Source organism: Methanomethylovorans sp., assembly GCF_041305605.1.
Lineage (GTDB): Archaea > Halobacteriota > Methanosarcinia > Methanosarcinales > Methanosarcinaceae > Methanomethylovorans.
The window spans coordinates 1-15,072 of the sequence record NZ_JBFYLB010000148.1; the positions used below are offsets into that span (position 1 = coordinate 1).

Consider the following 15,072-nt stretch of genomic DNA (forward strand, 5'->3'; position numbering starts at 1 on the left):
TCCATTGTGCCTTCGTTCTGGTTAGGTCCCATTGTTACCATTGCCGGATTGGTGATAAGCACCGTCCTGCCATCACTGCCTGTGGTGTTGGTTGCAACCCCGCCCAAGCCTCTCAGCACTACGCTGGCATCCCTAACAGGATTGCCATCAGTGTCCGTAGCTGAGAGCGTCACCCTTACATAGAAAGGGTCCTGTGCAGTGGCTGAATCCACTATGACCGCATTGCCATCGGTCATGATTATAGCAGTAGTGGCCGAGGCACCTGCACTATCAATATAGACCGACATGTTCTTGGTAGGTGGTGGAATAATAGCGACAAGGGCTGCAAGTGCCACCATCCCCACGACCAGCATGACAACAATATTTATAGGCAGTTCCATAGCATCATCGCTGCGTAACAAAATTGTAGCATTCTTTTTGTTTTTCATTCTTGTCACCAGATTGGTTGCATATTAAAAAAGGATACAAAGTATATAAGTTCTACTATATTATTCAGAAGTTAAAATTCCGGAACTATACATATTCGTTAAATTGATGTACAAGGAACAAGCTCTAATTCCCGATGAAAAATATCGTGATCATAGACTATGGGCTTGGTAACCTGCGCAGTGTGTACAAAGGGCTTGAACACGCAGGTGCCTCTGTTTCCATCTCCAGTGACCCCGAAAAGATGCTTGCAGCGGACGGGGTCATCCTGCCTGGGGTGGGTGCTTTCATGGATGCCATGAAGAACATCGAAGGTCTTAAGGGTGCCATTACGCAATATGTGAATTCCGATAAGCCCATGCTGGGCATTTGTCTGGGAGAGCAGATACTTATGGACCAGTCCGAGGAAGGAAGGTTAACTGACGGCCTGGGACTTGTAAAGGGGGATGTAGTCAGATTCCCACATTCTGAACTCAAGGTGCCCCACATGGGATGGAACTCTATACAGATCACACAACAGCATCCCCTGTTCGAAGGTATTCCCAACGGATCGTATGTTTATTTTGTACATTCCTACTACGTGGATACTGCACAGAAGAACACACTGGCAGCATGCGAATACGGGAAAAAGTTTGCAGCTGCAGTGGTCAATGATTCCGGGAACGTTATGGGAACGCAGTTCCACCCGGAGAAGAGCGGGGACATTGGTCTGAAGATGCTTCGCAATTTTGTAAAAATGTGTTGAGGTAAAAACATGGATATCGAAGGATATGCAAAAAGGGGGCTACGTGCCAATGACCCGGAACTTGAGGATAAGCTCACAGCCAGGATCCTCGAAGTAAAGAAGACCACACCCCAGCACGCCCGCAGGCTTGCGCAGGCAACCATCGTGGAAGCCCGCAACACACTTAATGTGAAAGGTGACATCCTGGAACCTACCGTATCCGGTGTCACTATGGGTGAATTCGGTGTAGGTTCGAGGGGTACGGGCGATTTCTACACTCATGAGAAGATAGCAGAGGTCATAGGGAAGACCGGAGCCGTAGTGGATAGTGCACAGCTTGATGATTCCGGCGTGGTCCTGGGTAATGGTTCCGATAAGTACATAATAGTCACAATAGACGGCATACACTCAAGACTTAGCGATTTTTCATTCCTCGCCGGTTTCCATGTGGCAAGAGCCTCACTTCGGGATGTATATGTAATGGGAGCTCGGCCCGTTGCTCTGCTCTCAGATATCCATGTAGCGGATGACGGGGATGTGGCAAAGATATTTGACCATATTGCAGGCATCACCACAGTATCTGAACTTACGGGTATTCCCCTTATTACAGGCAGTACGCTCCGTATAGGAGGAGACATGATGATCGGGGAACGCATGACCGGTGGTGTGGGTGCCGTGGGAACGACATCAGACCTTACAGCCCGCAACCAGACACGGGTCGGCGATGTGATCCTCATGACCGAGGGTGCAGGCGGAGGAACTGTTTCCACTACTGCCCTCTACTACAACATGCACCATGTTGTGAATGAGACCATGAACGTAAAGTTCCTGGAAGCATGTGAAGCCCTCATAGCTTCTGGCCTGTTGCCACATATTCATGCCATGACGGATGTCACTAACGGTGGAATCCGTGGTGATGCAAAAGAAATATCAAAGACCGCAGGTGTGAAACTGATCTTCGAAGAAGAGAAAATGAGAGCCCTTGTAAACCCAGTGGTACTTGACATGCTCGAATCCCTGAAGATAGATTATCTGGGAGTCTCACTTGATGCCCTGCTCATCATAGCCCCACAGGAATATGCTCAGGACATCATGCATGTTGTAAAAGAAGCAGGCGTTGCTATTGACATCATAGGGCGTGTGGAGAAAGGGTCCGGTGCAGAGATAAGGATAGCCGGAGAGATAAGGGATTTCACACCCCGTTTCAGGGAATCTGCATACACCCCTATCAAAAAAATGATAGGAGAAGAAGAGCCCCGGGACTTCCTTGAAATGAAACATGCAATTGACAGGGCAGCGGAGAATGCCATCGAGAAAAAGCGCAGGATAGTGGAAATGATAAAAAGAGGATCTGCTTAAATAAAAAAAGCAGATCACTTTTCTGATAGGCCGTATTTTTCATCGATCTTTTTTACGATCAGGACCGTTCCATCCTTTCCCATGATCTCGACCTTATCCCCTTTTTCTATAGTGTCTTCAGAACGTGCCTTCCATATCTCGCTTTTATGCCTCACATATCCGAATTCACCGGGTACGAAGGGATCATCGGCAACAGCAATATCTCCTACAAGCTCGCCGAACTTTGGCTTAGAATGGCGCACCACAGCGATCTTATACAGGACGAACAGCAGGAAAATACCAATAACTATAGTTGGAGCCACCACCGAAAGGATGATCGTCTGCTGGAATTCAGCAGGCGTATAGTTCCTGGGGAAATCTGTAGGTGCAAGCAGTATACTTCCTGCAACTATGCACACAAGCCCTGCAATCCCGAAAACTCCGAAACCCGGCGACTGGAACTCAAGTATTATCAATGCCACACCTACCAGTATGAGGAATATCGATGCAATATTTACATCGAAACCCGTGCCTATAAGCCCCAATGATATAGCTATGATACCAAAGATCTCTCCGCCAAACCCTGGGTGGGACAGACCTAATATTAAGGCATACACCCCAAGCAACAATAACAAGGAGGATATGATAGGATCAGAAATGATATTCATGAAAGAAAGTCTGAGGGACGGTTCATAGAACACTATATCTGCCTCGCTGGTCTTAAGTTCCCGACCTTTGACCTCCTGCCCGTCCACCTGCTCCAGCAGGTCATTGAGATCTGACGCGATGTATTCTATTACTCCGTATTCCAGGGCCTTCTCGGGATTTAAATTGAGGTTCTCAGTAATGAATTGGCCTGCAGCGGTTTCATTGCGCCCGTATTTACGGGCATTTTCCTGTGCCATGGCAACCAGAGCATTCACTATCTTGGAGTCGTTTATAGGTTCAGAGCCCGAAGGTGTCATCGTGACCGGCTGGGCTGAGCCTATGACAGTAAAAGGAGCCATAGCTGCCACATCCGTACTTATGAGAAGAAGAGTACCTGCAGACCATGCCTTTGTACCCTCCGGATACACGTAACCAATTACAGGCACATCCGTGTTAGCTATTTGTTCCATCATGTCAAGAGTAGCATCAACCACTCCGCCCGGTGTGTTAAGTGTGATGACCAGAGCCTGATAATCGCCTTCTTCGGCGAACGCTATAGCATCTGCTAAAATATCATCTGAAGCAGGAGTAATGGCATCTTCTATCTGTACTACCAGTACCTGTTCAGCAGCGCCGACATGGGGTATGCAGAACAAAAAAAATAAGAAAAGGAAAAAAGAGATCCCAAATCTGGATATCATCCCGATCTTTCCATCAGCTCTTGTTCTTGTCACTAAATGCCTTCGACATAGCCGCCATCCCGCCAATTTCCATAGAACTGGAAATCACGATAAGGTTCTTCTCTCTTGCCACCTCGGCTATGGTCTGCAATTCACGCAGTTTAAGTCCCGCGGGCATATTCTGGTATAACTGTGCAGCTTGTTGCATCTTCTCGGCAGCTATGTACTCGCCTTCTGCGAGGATGATACGCGCACGTTTCTCACGCTCTGCCTCAGCCTGCTTTGCAATGGCACGCAGCATGGTATCATCTATTTTTACATCCCTGAGAGTAACGCCTGTGACCTTGATACCCCATGGATCGGTAGATACATCAAGCATTTCCTGGATGCTTCTATTGATCTCCTCCCTTTTGGAAAGCAGTTCATCCAGTTCGATCTGACCGATCACATCACGCAATGTGGTCTGGGACAGAGTGGAAGTAGCGTACTTGTAGTTTTCTACTTCATTGACGGCAGAAGAGGGTTCCACAACCTTGTAATAGACCACTGCATCCACATCCACTGTAACATTATCCTTGGTTATGACATTCTGCTTGGGTACATCGATGGTCACCACACGCAGATCAATTTTCACCACCGTGTCTATGATGGGAATTATAAGGAACAGACCTGGGCCTTTAATACCGCTTAGTCGTCCTAAGCGGAAAATAACTACACGTTCATATTCATTAACTATCTTGATCGCTTTTGATAAAATAAAAATTGCTACAATAAGTAATGGAAAAAGAAAATCGAATAACGCCATAGTGCCTCCCTTTCAAGCAGTGAAATAGTTACCTGCCTAATAGTTGCTCGTTTATAAGTAAAGGGTCATCACATGTTAAAAACTTAATGGTTGTCGTTCATGATTACAAAAGAAAGGAGTTTGGGTCCGAAGCGCTTGTTTGAGGGGATGTACACGAAAGCATGAAAGCAAACAATTTCCTGGATTTCAGACCCAACAAGTTATAAGATGATTTTATGGTTTATTAACCTGATTGATTTTGTTGTGTGAAATTGCAAACTCATACAAATAGTATCAAGTGTGGCTTGATATCGATTTTTGTGCATACTTTGCACAGCTGGAGACCAAAGACATAAATCCCACATATTCCATTTAAAGCATGATAAAATGAGCGAAAGATGTCCAGAGTGCGAGGGAAAGGGATACATTGTCACCTCCTCGAAGAAATGCCCGGAATGTAAAGGTAGCGGGAAATCCAAATCAGTAGATTTCATGAAACTCTCCGAAAAAGACGTTTCAAGTTTCCTCAGCAGTGGTTCAGCATGTACAAAATGCGGGGGAACCGGAGATATCGAAGAAAAAGATGCTTGCAAGACTTGTAAAGGAAAAGGTGTCCTGTACTCTTGTAAGACATGCGGTTCATCCATAGACAGACTTGTGGATGGAGAGGAAGTATGTGAAAGCTGCAGCAAGAAACAGGTAGTCTATAAGCTTGATGATTCCTGTACCATCGACGAGATAGAGATCGGAAAACTGTACCATTGCGTTGTTAACAGCAACGTTGCCTTTGGAACTTTCGTCGATATTAACTCAAACCTGCGGGGACTGATCCATTCGAGCAATATAAAAGAAACACCAAAGCTCGGAGACAGTCTCGTGGTAAGCGTGAAGGAAATAAGGAACAATAATAAATTGGACCTTCTTCCAAGGACCATCAATACCTACCAGACCGTGGAGATAGAAAAGGAACTACCAGACTTCAACTCATCAAAACTCTCCGAAAACGTAGGCAAGGCCGTCAGAGTGCATGGCGAAGTGATACAGGTAAAGCAAACAGCAGGTCCGACTATATTTACCATTGATGATGAGACCGGCCAAATATCTGCCGCAGCCTTTGAAAGTGCTGGAGAAAGAGCATATCCGCACATAGATGCTGACATGATAGTATCTGTTACGGGAGAAGTGCAGCTTAGGGGAGAGAACGTTCAGCTTGAAGTTCGTAGCATGAAACGGTTGACCGGAGACAAGGAAACCGTTATAAGAAAGCGTATAGAAGATGCTATTGACAGCAGGGCAGAACCCCATGAGATCAATTTCCTGGTAAAGAGCGACGTGCTGGAGAAGCTCAGGCCAGCCATGAAACAGGTTGCAAAAGAGATACGTAAAGCCGTCATCAAGTCCAAGCCCATCCTTCTGAGACACCATGCTGATGCCGATGGTATGACAGCAGCTGTTGCCATTGAGAGGGCCATACTCCCGCTCATAAAAGAAGTGAATGGCTCAGATGGAGAATATTATTTCTACAAAAGGGCTCCTTCAAAGGCTCCGTTCTACGAACTGACCGATGTGACCAGGGACGTCTCCTTTGCTCTGGAAGATACCGTCAGGCACGGGCAGAAAATGCCCCTGGTGGTAAGCGTGGACAATGGTTCTACCCTGGAAGATCTGCCTTCTTTCAGGATAGCTAAGGTATACAATATAGACATGGTTGTCGTAGACCACCACCATCCGGATAAGGAAGTTGACGAATTCCTCAAAGCTCATGTCAATCCGGCACATGTGGGAGGGGATTACAGCATCACTGCAGGTATGCTCTGTACTGAAGTTGCCCGTATGATAAACCCGGAGATTGAGAAAGAGATCCTGCACCTTCCTGCCGTTGCAGGTGTTGGAGACCGTGCTGATTCAGAAGAAGCAAGAGATTACATAAAACTGGTGTCCGACAGGTACTCATTGCAGGATCTGAAGGATATGGCACTTGCATTGGACTATGCAGCCTACTGGCTCAAATTCAGCAGTGGTAGGGGGATAGTTGACGATATACTGGATATGGGAGACCATAATACGCATCAAAAACTTGTCAGCCTGTTCTGTGAACAGGCCAATGGCATGATCAACGAGCAGCTTGAAGCATGCCTGGCACATGTAAAAGCCCAGAAACTTCCAAACGGTGCTATACTTAACGTTCTGGATGTTGAGAACTTCGCTCATAAATTCACATTCCCTCCACCCGGGAAAACTTCCGGTGAAGTGCACGACAGACTTTGTCGGAAATACGAAGGTCAGCCAGTTGTCACTCTGGGATATGGCCCTGACTTTGCTGTGATCAGATCCAAGTACGTCAAAATGAACATACCAAGAATGGTCAGAGAACTGCATGATGAGATCGAAGGCGGTGGCGTCAACGGAGGAGGACACCTTGTGGTGGGCAGCATAAAGTTCGTAGAAGGAATGCGCACCCAGGTACTGGCAAAACTTGCCGAAAAGATAGGATCAGTGGAAGTGGAATAAAAACCCTTCCAACTGCGTTCATTTTTAAATATTTACTGTCGCATTGATCAGTCCACACGGACTATGCGCACCAGTGCCCTTACCGGCACATCGGAAATGACTTCAGCACCTTTCTTGTCCACAAGGACCGCTATTGTAACAGGTTTGCAATCTTCTTCCCGGAGGCGTTGGATCACTGCCATCATAGTGGAACCACTCGTAATAACATCATCGACAATGACACATTTCTTACCCCTCACATCACTGAAGTTCCCGCTGAAATCACCCTTTAGGTTCCGATCATCAGCCGGATCATAATGCACATGGAATACTGCAAGGTCAGTACCCAGCTCTTCTGCCATAAGGCTTGCTAGCGGCACACCGCTAAGCCCGATGCCCACAATGAGATCGACATCATCGTCTGTCTGCTCCAATGTCTCCAATACCATATCACAGAGCACTTTTGAAATGTTACGCAACCTGTAAGCGTTCTTGCCTATGTTGGTCCAGTTCACAGAAATATCCTTAGGTGCAGGAGTACTTACATCTTTCTTTGCACGGGTGAGAAGCCAGGTCACAGTATCCCTGGAAACGTTAAGCTCATCTGCTATTTGTCTTGAGGTAAGCCCGTTGGACTGTAACTCCACTGCTTTCTGAATCAGATTCTCTATATTCTTCATGTGATCCCTGCCTGTGATCTTCTTAACGGGTATTACTATAAAGATGTCATTACTGCATATACAAGTATTGTTATAATTTTCTTTTGCGTCCTTTTTTCATGGGAGAGCCACATATAGGGCATACATCTCCCGAATCGAACTTCCGTTTACATCCAATGCAAACTTTCTGCCATATAAGTACGTCCTTTATTTTCTTCTGGACGACCGGCTCTACTTTTATGCCCAGGATGCTGGCAACGTTCTGCACTGCGTAATCATCCGTAAGGAGCACTGCTTCTTTCCTGAAGTCATAGGCTTTGGCAAGTACTTCAATATCAGTTCTGGATAGCTCCTCATGGTCCTTTGATATCCCGGAAACCTCTGCAACCCTGTCAAGCGCCTCCTGCGAAGGTAATTCCACCCCCAGGCCCTGTTCTCTTGCAAGGTCAAAGCGAAGCCTTGACTCACTGCTTTTGAGCTCATTCACCACTGAAGGAACGGTGATGGTACAAATAGCATCAACTGGTTTTCCCATGATGAAGACAGCAGAGTCCGCTATATAAAGAGGCATGCAGCTGCATTAGAACTTCCAGATAGATTAAACCTTTGAGCGGGAAACTTTATTTTAAGTAGGATGCAGCAATAAGAACAGAAATAGAATAGAAGATCATATATCAGGCCATTACAGAGGATGGGAACATGGACACGGAAAAAGCAAGGGAAGTAATTGTTGGATTTATAAGAGAAAAAGTAAGGGAAGCAAATGCAGAAGGAGTTGTCCTTGGTATCAGCGGGGGGATCGATTCCGCACTTGCAGCATATTTAGCTGTGGAGGCCCTTGGCAAGGATAAAGTACTGGGTATACACCTTCCTGAACTTAATCTCACACCTGCGGAAGATGTGCTTGATGCAACCGAAGTGGCTCACAGATTAGGCATACAGTTCAAGACCATAGATATTTCAGGGATGCTCACGGCTTACCTTGAGAACATGCCGGATGGGGACAAAGCCACAGCCCACGCCAAAGGGAACCTTAAGGCCCGTATCCGGATGTCAGTGCTTTATTACCATGCCAACTTGCTCAACGGGATAGTCGTAGGTACAGGCAACAAAACAGAATTGCTGCTGGGTTATTTCACAAAGCATGGCGATGGGGGAGTAGACATCCTACCCATTGGGGATATGTATAAGACAGATGTGTGGGAGCTTGCCGCCTCGATGGGAATTCCTGAAGCCATCATCACCAAAGCACCTTCTGCCGGGCTTTGGAGTGGCCAGACCGATGAAAAAGAACTGGGCATTACCTATAAAGAAGTGGACAGGTTCCTTTCACTGCTGCTTGAGGGAGAGACAACCGATGTCGCAAAGAACACTGTGGGTATTACAAAGGAACAGGCAGATTCAGTGATGCACAGGATCAAAACGAATGCGCACAAACTGAAAACACCACAGATAGCAGACCTTGGAAATCTGAGATAAGATCACCTGGAAGGGAAGATTTTTACTGAAGGATCCTGGAGTCTGACAAGGGGTTTAGCCAGATGCCTACGGGCACATGGGGGCACCTCGTACATACCTGACTCAATGTCCCTTTTTAGTTCCACCTGCACTAAAGCTGCTGCTTTGGTACCACATTTCCTGCATCTGTATCCTTGCCCCCGACCTGCAGACTCCATCCTTTTTCCGCAGGAAGGACATTCGGGATTATGGGAAACTACCAAAGGTGCAAGAGATACTATCTCTATCTTTTCGATATTCAGAGCTTTGTTCATGAAACTTCCGTAAACCTTAACAAAATCACCTTGAACGAGCTTGCGTACCAATGATCTGAAATCCTTCGTTGGCTCAAAGGCCGTGCATTCGAGAGAAGTACCACTGCCATCAGAGATAGAAAAAATGGTATGTCCACCTGGTATCGTAAATAGATCACCTGATACGAAACCTGATACTATGTAAGAATGCATCTCCTCCATCTCAGGTATACTGTCAACAGGTATCAAATGCATGTCAGTTCCCTGGTTGGTGCAGTATACACATGACATTTTCAGGGGTTCTGAACCTATCATTTCTGCTGTTCTTTTCACTACGTTCGGATTCCTGCCCCTGATACCATAGAGCACCGGGTCCGGAGAATGGGGTACACAGACTACAAGTCCATTAGATACATCAACAGTGTCCCATGTCTCGGGATAAGTGACACTGTCGGCAATGAAGAAACTATTTTTATCTACATTTCTGGGTGTACCCCATTTCTCTCTTTGCCTGTAGGCCAGATACTCAAAAGTATGGTCCCATCCCGGATTAAGTATAGAACCACAGGCAGCTAACGCGCCTATGAGGCCTCGTCCATTCTTGAACCCTTTGGACTGCAGGCCGGTTTTTGCAATAAGGGACTTTGCCTCTTCAATTGAAAGAACCTCCCGTACAGCGCGCTGGAAAAAAGTGCCCAGGACCTCCCTGAAACTTTCATATTCAGCGTCCTGTATGAAGACTACTCCCGGATTTGTCATTTCACATTCCATTGCTGACATTGTTGATATCCTGGAAATAACATGCTCCATTACCTTATCCGGACAAGAGGTTGCTATTTTTATGCCTACGCATGCATTGCCTCTGGTTTTGTAAGGAATAGTGGGATTGAGGCGAACAAGCACGGGGAGTTCCACTATCGTGCCATACTGCCTCAGTTCTTCCATGAGCAGGGCTCCTAGATATGTTGTGCACATACCTTCCCTTGAATCCGTATCATCTATGCCTATTATCATGGTCGTGGCCTTGGTTATTTGGGTTACTGATGAGTTGCATACAATTAAGTTTTCTGCAGGGAAGCGAATAAAGGACAAAAGGATAATAGCAAAAGAATATATAGATGCGCAAACAATCATTTGTTAGTCATGACAAAAGACATCCTCATGCATCAAATCGTAGATGTACTGAGACAGGCAAACTTCATTGTCTCAAAGCGTTGTAACATCCGCCCGAGGAGTTTTGATCTTGCTGCACGGAAAGATAATACCTTGCTTTTTTGCAAAGTACTGTTCAATATAGACGGGCTGAACGAAGAAACCGCCCATGAAATGAAAGCACTTGCAAGATATCTGGGTGGCTCAGCAATTCTTGTGGGAGCAAAAACCCGGGATCAGATGCTTGAAGACAGCGTAGTATATATGAGATATGAGATACCTGCGGTTAATGTGCAGACACTTTTTGATTACTTTGTGGAGAATGTACCTCCACTTGTATCTGCAGCACCTGGTGGGTTGTATGTGTCCATAGATGGTGACGTCCTGAAAGAAGCACGTACGAGACAGGCAATGTCCCTGGGCAGCCTGGCCTCTGAATTGGGAGTTTCCAGAAGAACCATCAGTAAATACGAAGAAGGCGGAATGGATGCATCCATAGATGTAGTATTACACCTCGAAGAATTACTGGATGTTGCGCTCGCAAAGGCCATAGATATCCTGCAGGCTTTTGAAAAGAAGCTTCAAGAACCGCCAATGCCACTTGAGGAAAAAAAATATCCCGAAGAAGATAACGTTCTTGATCTGCTGCATTCTCTGGGTTACCAGGTGGTTTCAACATCGCAAGCACCCTTCAAAGCTATATCCAAAGATAACCACGATACAATGCTTACAGGAGTCAGTACTTACAGCAGTGCGATGATAAAAAGAGCTGATCTGATGAGCAGCATCTCCAGTGTGACACAGACACGGTCTGTCTTTATAATAAAAGGTCCAAGCAAGTCGGATACTGTGGAAAATACAGTGCTTATTGAGGAAAAAGAGCTGGACAGGATAGCCGGACCTGAGGAGTTCGTAAGCCTTATTGATGAGAAGACAAAGTGCAAAAAACATTGATATTTTTTAACTCGGTTGTGGACCAAATCCAAAAATCTAATTATATGAAGGTACTTTAAGAGCCTATAATGACCACCAACATAGGAGTTTTAGTATCAGGCAGAGGTTCCAATCTTCAGTCCATCATTGATCATGTGGAGAGCGGCTATTTAAAGGACGTAAAGCTCAGCGTGGTCATCAGTGATGTGAAAGATGCTTATGCCCTCACACGTGCAAAAATGCATGGGATAGATGCTGTTTTTATAGATCCGCGCGCTCACGGAAACAAACTGGATTTTGAAAAAGAAATAATTGAAACATTGCAGCGATATGACGTGGATCTTGTGCTGCTTGCAGGATATATGAGGATCTTAGGGAGTGAAGTGATCCGGACTTATAAAGATCGGATTATGAATATACATCCTGCACTGCTTCCTTCTTTTAAAGGTCTGCATGGTCCTTGGCAGGCACTTGAATATGGCGTCAAAGTCGCAGGATGTACTGTGCATTTCGTTGATGAGGGAATGGATAGCGGGCCCATAATACTCCAGAGTTGCGTACCTGTGAAAGATAATGATACAGAGAGCACTCTTGCCTCGCGGATACTGGAGCAGGAACACAGGATATTCCCCGAAGCAGTAAAACTGTTCACTGAGGGTAAACTTAAAGTGGATGGCAGGATTGTACTACGCAGATAGAACTAACCTTAAAAAAACTTGTAATTGGATGATACCATGTCCTATATTTCAGAGATAGACCCCGAGATCGCTGAAGCACTGAAGCTTGAAGCGAACCGCCAGGACTACAAACTCAACCTGATAGCATCTGAGAACTATACGAGTCGTGCGGTCATGGAAGCACAGGGCTCGATAATGACGAACAAATATGCAGAAGGTTATCCGGGTAAGAGATATTATGGTGGTTGTGAATTCGTAGATATTGCCGAGAACCTTGCAAGAGATAGAGCAAAGGCCATATTCGGTGCAGAGCATGTGAACGTGCAACCCCACTCCGGTTCAGGTGCCAATATGGGGGTATACTTCTCCGTAATCAAACCAGGAGACACCATAATGTCCATGGACCTTTCACACGGAGGCCATCTTTCCCACGGAAGCCCGGTTAATTTCGCCGGCCAGCTTTACAAGATAGTGCCTTATGGAGTATCCAGGGAAACAGAGGCATTGGACTATGATGCACTTATGGAGATAGCAAAACAGACAAAACCCAAGATGATCGTGTGTGGCGCATCTGCTTATTCCCGTACCCTTGACTTCAAGCGTTTCAGAGAGATTGCTGATGAAGTTGGTGCATATCTGCTGGCTGATATTGCCCATATTGCCGGACTTGTGGCAGCTGGAGTACACCCAAGCCCTGTACCGTATGCTGATTTCGTCACAACAACCACTCACAAAACCATGCGTGGACCAAGAGGCGGAATGGTCATGTGCAAGGAAGAATATGCTAAAGCACTTGACAAGGCCATATTCCCGGGAATACAGGGAGGACCTCTCATGCATGTGATAGCTGCAAAAGCCGTGGCCTTCAAGGAAGCACAGAGCAAGCAGTTCAGACAGGACCAGGACCAGACCGTCAAGAATGCGAAGATGCTCGCTGAGAGCCTCATTGAGAGGGATTTCAATATAGTGTCAGGAGGTACGGATAACCACGTAATGCTCCTGAATCTCAATAAGTTCGACATCACTGGAAAAGATGCAGAGGCATCTATGAGCAAGGCTGGTATCATCCTCAACAAGAACACCATACCTTTTGAGACCAGAAGCCCGTTCATTACCAGCGGTATCAGGATAGGCACCCCTGCATCAACCACCCGTGGCATGAAAGAAATGGAAATGGTAGACATTGCCGGTTTCATAGAGAATGTGATCCTTAACATTGGCAATGAACAAGCTCTAATGGAAACCAGCTCTGATGTGGAACAGCTCTGCAGCAGATTCCCCATATACAGGTAAAGAGGTGGATGCCGTGGTGGACGTGGAATATAGTACGAGGATTATCGATGGGCGCAGCCTTGCAAAGAAGGTGGAGGAAGAAGTAAAGAAGGGCGTAGAGGCACTTAAAGCCGAAAGGGGCGTAATTCCGGGCCTCGCTACCATTCTGGTTGGAGAAGACCCTGCTTCAAAAATGTATGTACGCCTTAAGCACAAAGCATGTGAAAGGACAGGGATACATGCAGAAGACCACGACCTTCCAGCCTCGATCTCACAGGAAGAGCTTATAGCCCACATAAAGCAGCTCAACCTGAGAGAAGACATTAACGGAATCCTGCTACAATTACCTCTTCCACGACACCTTAACGACAAGGAAGCCATGCTGGCCATAGACCCTAAAAAGGATGCAGATGGTTTTCATCCGTACAACATGGGAAATCTCCTCATAGGTAATGAGGGCCTTGTACCATGCACTCCAAAAGGAGTAATCCGGGCAATGGAAGAGCATGGTGTCCAGATACAGGGAAAACATGCTGTGGTTGTCGGACACAGCAACGTTGTAGGAAAACCCATGGCTGCAATGCTGATAAACCGCAACGCCACTGTTTCAGTATGCCATGTCTTCACCAGAAACCTGAAACAATATACTCTGGATGCAGACATACTTGTAGTTGGTACAGGCGTTAAACACCTTATCAAGGCCGATATGGTAAAAGAGGGTGTTGTCGTTTTTGATGTAGGGATCACCGAAGAGGATGGAAAGGTATACGGTGATGTGGACTTTGAGAACGTGATCAAGAAAGCCTCACTCATAACCCCGGTACCCGGAGGTGTGGGGCCTATGACGATCTCCATACTCATGCAGCATGTACTAATGGCAGCTAAAGACACCTCTAAAAACTAATATAAAGAGAAATAAATAGGAGAATCAATATTAAATATTCATTGACCTCATACTTTTTCAGGTAGAAAATGTTTGTTGATGCAGATATCTGCGGCTTGAAAGTTGGTGACGAACACCCTGTAAGGATAATGGGAGTTTTAAACCTCAGCCATGAGTCATTTTATAAGTCATCTGTGGTGAACATAGACTCCATACTGGACAAGGCACACAGTATGGTGGACAGTGGTGCCACTATCCTGGATATAGGAGCACGTTCCACATGGATGCTTGCAAAGCCTGTGATAAGCAGGGAAGAGGAAATGCAAAGGCTTGGGCCTGCACTGAATATTCTTAAAGATAACGTAGATGTCCTCATTTCTGTGGATACGATGTTTGCTGACATCGCCGAAAGGGCTCTTGAACTGGGAGCCGATATGATCAATGATGTTTCCGGTTTCAAATCCGATGAGGAGATGCTGGATGCAGTGGTGGACCATAATTGCCCTGTAGTGGCTATGGCTACTGATAAGGTCCCTGGTGATCCGATAGGAATGAATGCCATAATGGACTCCCTGGCCGGCATCATTAGGCAGGCACATGACAAAGGCATGGACACCAGCAAGCTCATCCTTGATCCTGCCATTGGCAAATGGGT

Annotated in this window: 15 protein-coding genes; 9 read left to right on the plus strand and 6 right to left on the minus strand. The window is 46.1% G+C overall.

Annotated features, from left to right (window positions below):
• Positions 1–428: carboxypeptidase regulatory-like domain-containing protein (locus tag ACCM36_RS09330; RefSeq protein ID WP_370573484.1), on the minus strand; the 428-nt coding region annotated here is incomplete at its 3' end.
• Positions 429–562: 134 nt separating this feature from the next.
• On the opposite strand from ACCM36_RS09330, the gene hisH reads away from it, so the two are divergent.
• A complete protein-coding gene (gene hisH, locus ACCM36_RS09335; RefSeq protein ID WP_370573485.1) occupies positions 563–1,171 on the plus strand; it encodes an imidazole glycerol phosphate synthase subunit HisH in 609 nt (202 codons plus the stop codon).
• Between the two features lie 9 nt (positions 1,172–1,180).
• Positions 1,181–2,509: an AIR synthase-related protein gene (locus ACCM36_RS09340; protein ID WP_370573486.1), complete on the plus strand. Its 1,329-nt coding sequence runs from the start codon at positions 1,181–1,183 to the stop codon at positions 2,507–2,509.
• Positions 2,510–2,523: 14 nt separating this feature from the next.
• Here the strand turns inward: ACCM36_RS09340 and ACCM36_RS09345 are convergent, their stop codons facing one another.
• Together ACCM36_RS09345 and ACCM36_RS09350 are read right to left on the minus strand one after the other, a co-directional pair.
• Complete coding sequence (locus ACCM36_RS09345) at positions 2,524–3,837, minus strand: nodulation protein NfeD (RefSeq protein WP_370573499.1); 1,314 nt, start codon at positions 3,835–3,837, stop codon at positions 2,524–2,526.
• Positions 3,838–3,850: 13 nt separating this feature from the next.
• On the minus strand, positions 3,851–4,621 hold the full coding sequence (locus ACCM36_RS09350; RefSeq protein ID WP_370573487.1) for an SPFH domain-containing protein: 771 nt from the start codon (positions 4,619–4,621) through the stop codon (positions 3,851–3,853).
• Between the two features lie 366 nt (positions 4,622–4,987).
• Here ACCM36_RS09350 and ACCM36_RS09355 point away from each other — a divergent pair, with 366 nt between their 5' ends.
• Positions 4,988–7,111: an OB-fold nucleic acid binding domain-containing protein gene (locus tag ACCM36_RS09355; RefSeq protein ID WP_370573488.1), complete on the plus strand. Its 2,124-nt coding sequence runs from the start codon at positions 4,988–4,990 to the stop codon at positions 7,109–7,111.
• 47 nt (positions 7,112–7,158) lie between these two features.
• On the opposite strand, the gene ACCM36_RS09360 is transcribed toward ACCM36_RS09355, so the two are convergent.
• Together ACCM36_RS09360 and ACCM36_RS09365 are read right to left on the minus strand one after the other, a co-directional pair.
• Positions 7,159–7,770 (minus strand): orotate phosphoribosyltransferase-like protein, encoded by a 612-nt coding sequence (locus tag ACCM36_RS09360; RefSeq protein ID WP_370573489.1) that lies wholly within the window; start codon positions 7,768–7,770, stop codon positions 7,159–7,161.
• 70 nt (positions 7,771–7,840) lie between these two features.
• Positions 7,841–8,320: an NOB1 family endonuclease gene (locus ACCM36_RS09365; protein WP_370573490.1), complete on the minus strand. Its 480-nt coding sequence runs from the start codon at positions 8,318–8,320 to the stop codon at positions 7,841–7,843.
• A 128-nt stretch (positions 8,321–8,448) separates the two neighbouring features.
• Between ACCM36_RS09365 and ACCM36_RS09370 the strand changes: the two genes are divergently transcribed.
• Positions 8,449–9,228, plus strand: coding sequence for an NAD+ synthase (locus tag ACCM36_RS09370; protein ID WP_370573491.1), 780 nt, complete (start codon positions 8,449–8,451; stop codon positions 9,226–9,228).
• Between the two features lie 2 nt (positions 9,229–9,230).
• Here ACCM36_RS09370 and ACCM36_RS09375 read toward each other — a convergent pair whose 3' ends face one another.
• A complete protein-coding gene (locus tag ACCM36_RS09375; RefSeq protein WP_370573492.1) occupies positions 9,231–10,514 on the minus strand; it encodes a DUF1743 domain-containing protein in 1,284 nt (427 codons plus the stop codon).
• A 129-nt stretch (positions 10,515–10,643) separates the two neighbouring features.
• On the opposite strand from ACCM36_RS09375, the gene ACCM36_RS09380 reads away from it, so the two are divergent.
• From ACCM36_RS09380 to ACCM36_RS09400, 5 genes are all read left to right on the plus strand, one after another.
• Positions 10,644–11,606, plus strand: a complete 963-nt coding sequence (locus ACCM36_RS09380; RefSeq protein ID WP_370573493.1) for a transcriptional regulator — start codon at positions 10,644–10,646, stop codon at positions 11,604–11,606.
• A 68-nt stretch (positions 11,607–11,674) separates the two neighbouring features.
• Positions 11,675–12,283: a phosphoribosylglycinamide formyltransferase gene (gene purN, locus ACCM36_RS09385; protein WP_370573494.1), complete on the plus strand. Its 609-nt coding sequence runs from the start codon at positions 11,675–11,677 to the stop codon at positions 12,281–12,283.
• 36 nt (positions 12,284–12,319) lie between these two features.
• Positions 12,320–13,555, plus strand: a complete 1,236-nt coding sequence (glyA, locus tag ACCM36_RS09390; RefSeq protein WP_370573495.1) for a serine hydroxymethyltransferase — start codon at positions 12,320–12,322, stop codon at positions 13,553–13,555.
• On the plus strand, positions 13,515–14,438 hold the full coding sequence (locus tag ACCM36_RS09395; RefSeq protein ID WP_370573496.1) for a bifunctional methylenetetrahydrofolate dehydrogenase/methenyltetrahydrofolate cyclohydrolase: 924 nt from the start codon (positions 13,515–13,517) through the stop codon (positions 14,436–14,438). Before glyA ends, ACCM36_RS09395 begins: the two co-directional genes overlap by 41 nt.
• A gap of 68 nt (positions 14,439–14,506) precedes the next feature.
• Positions 14,507–15,072, plus strand: a 566-nt coding sequence (locus ACCM36_RS09400) for a dihydropteroate synthase (RefSeq protein WP_370573498.1), incomplete at its 3' end; no start/stop codon positions are given.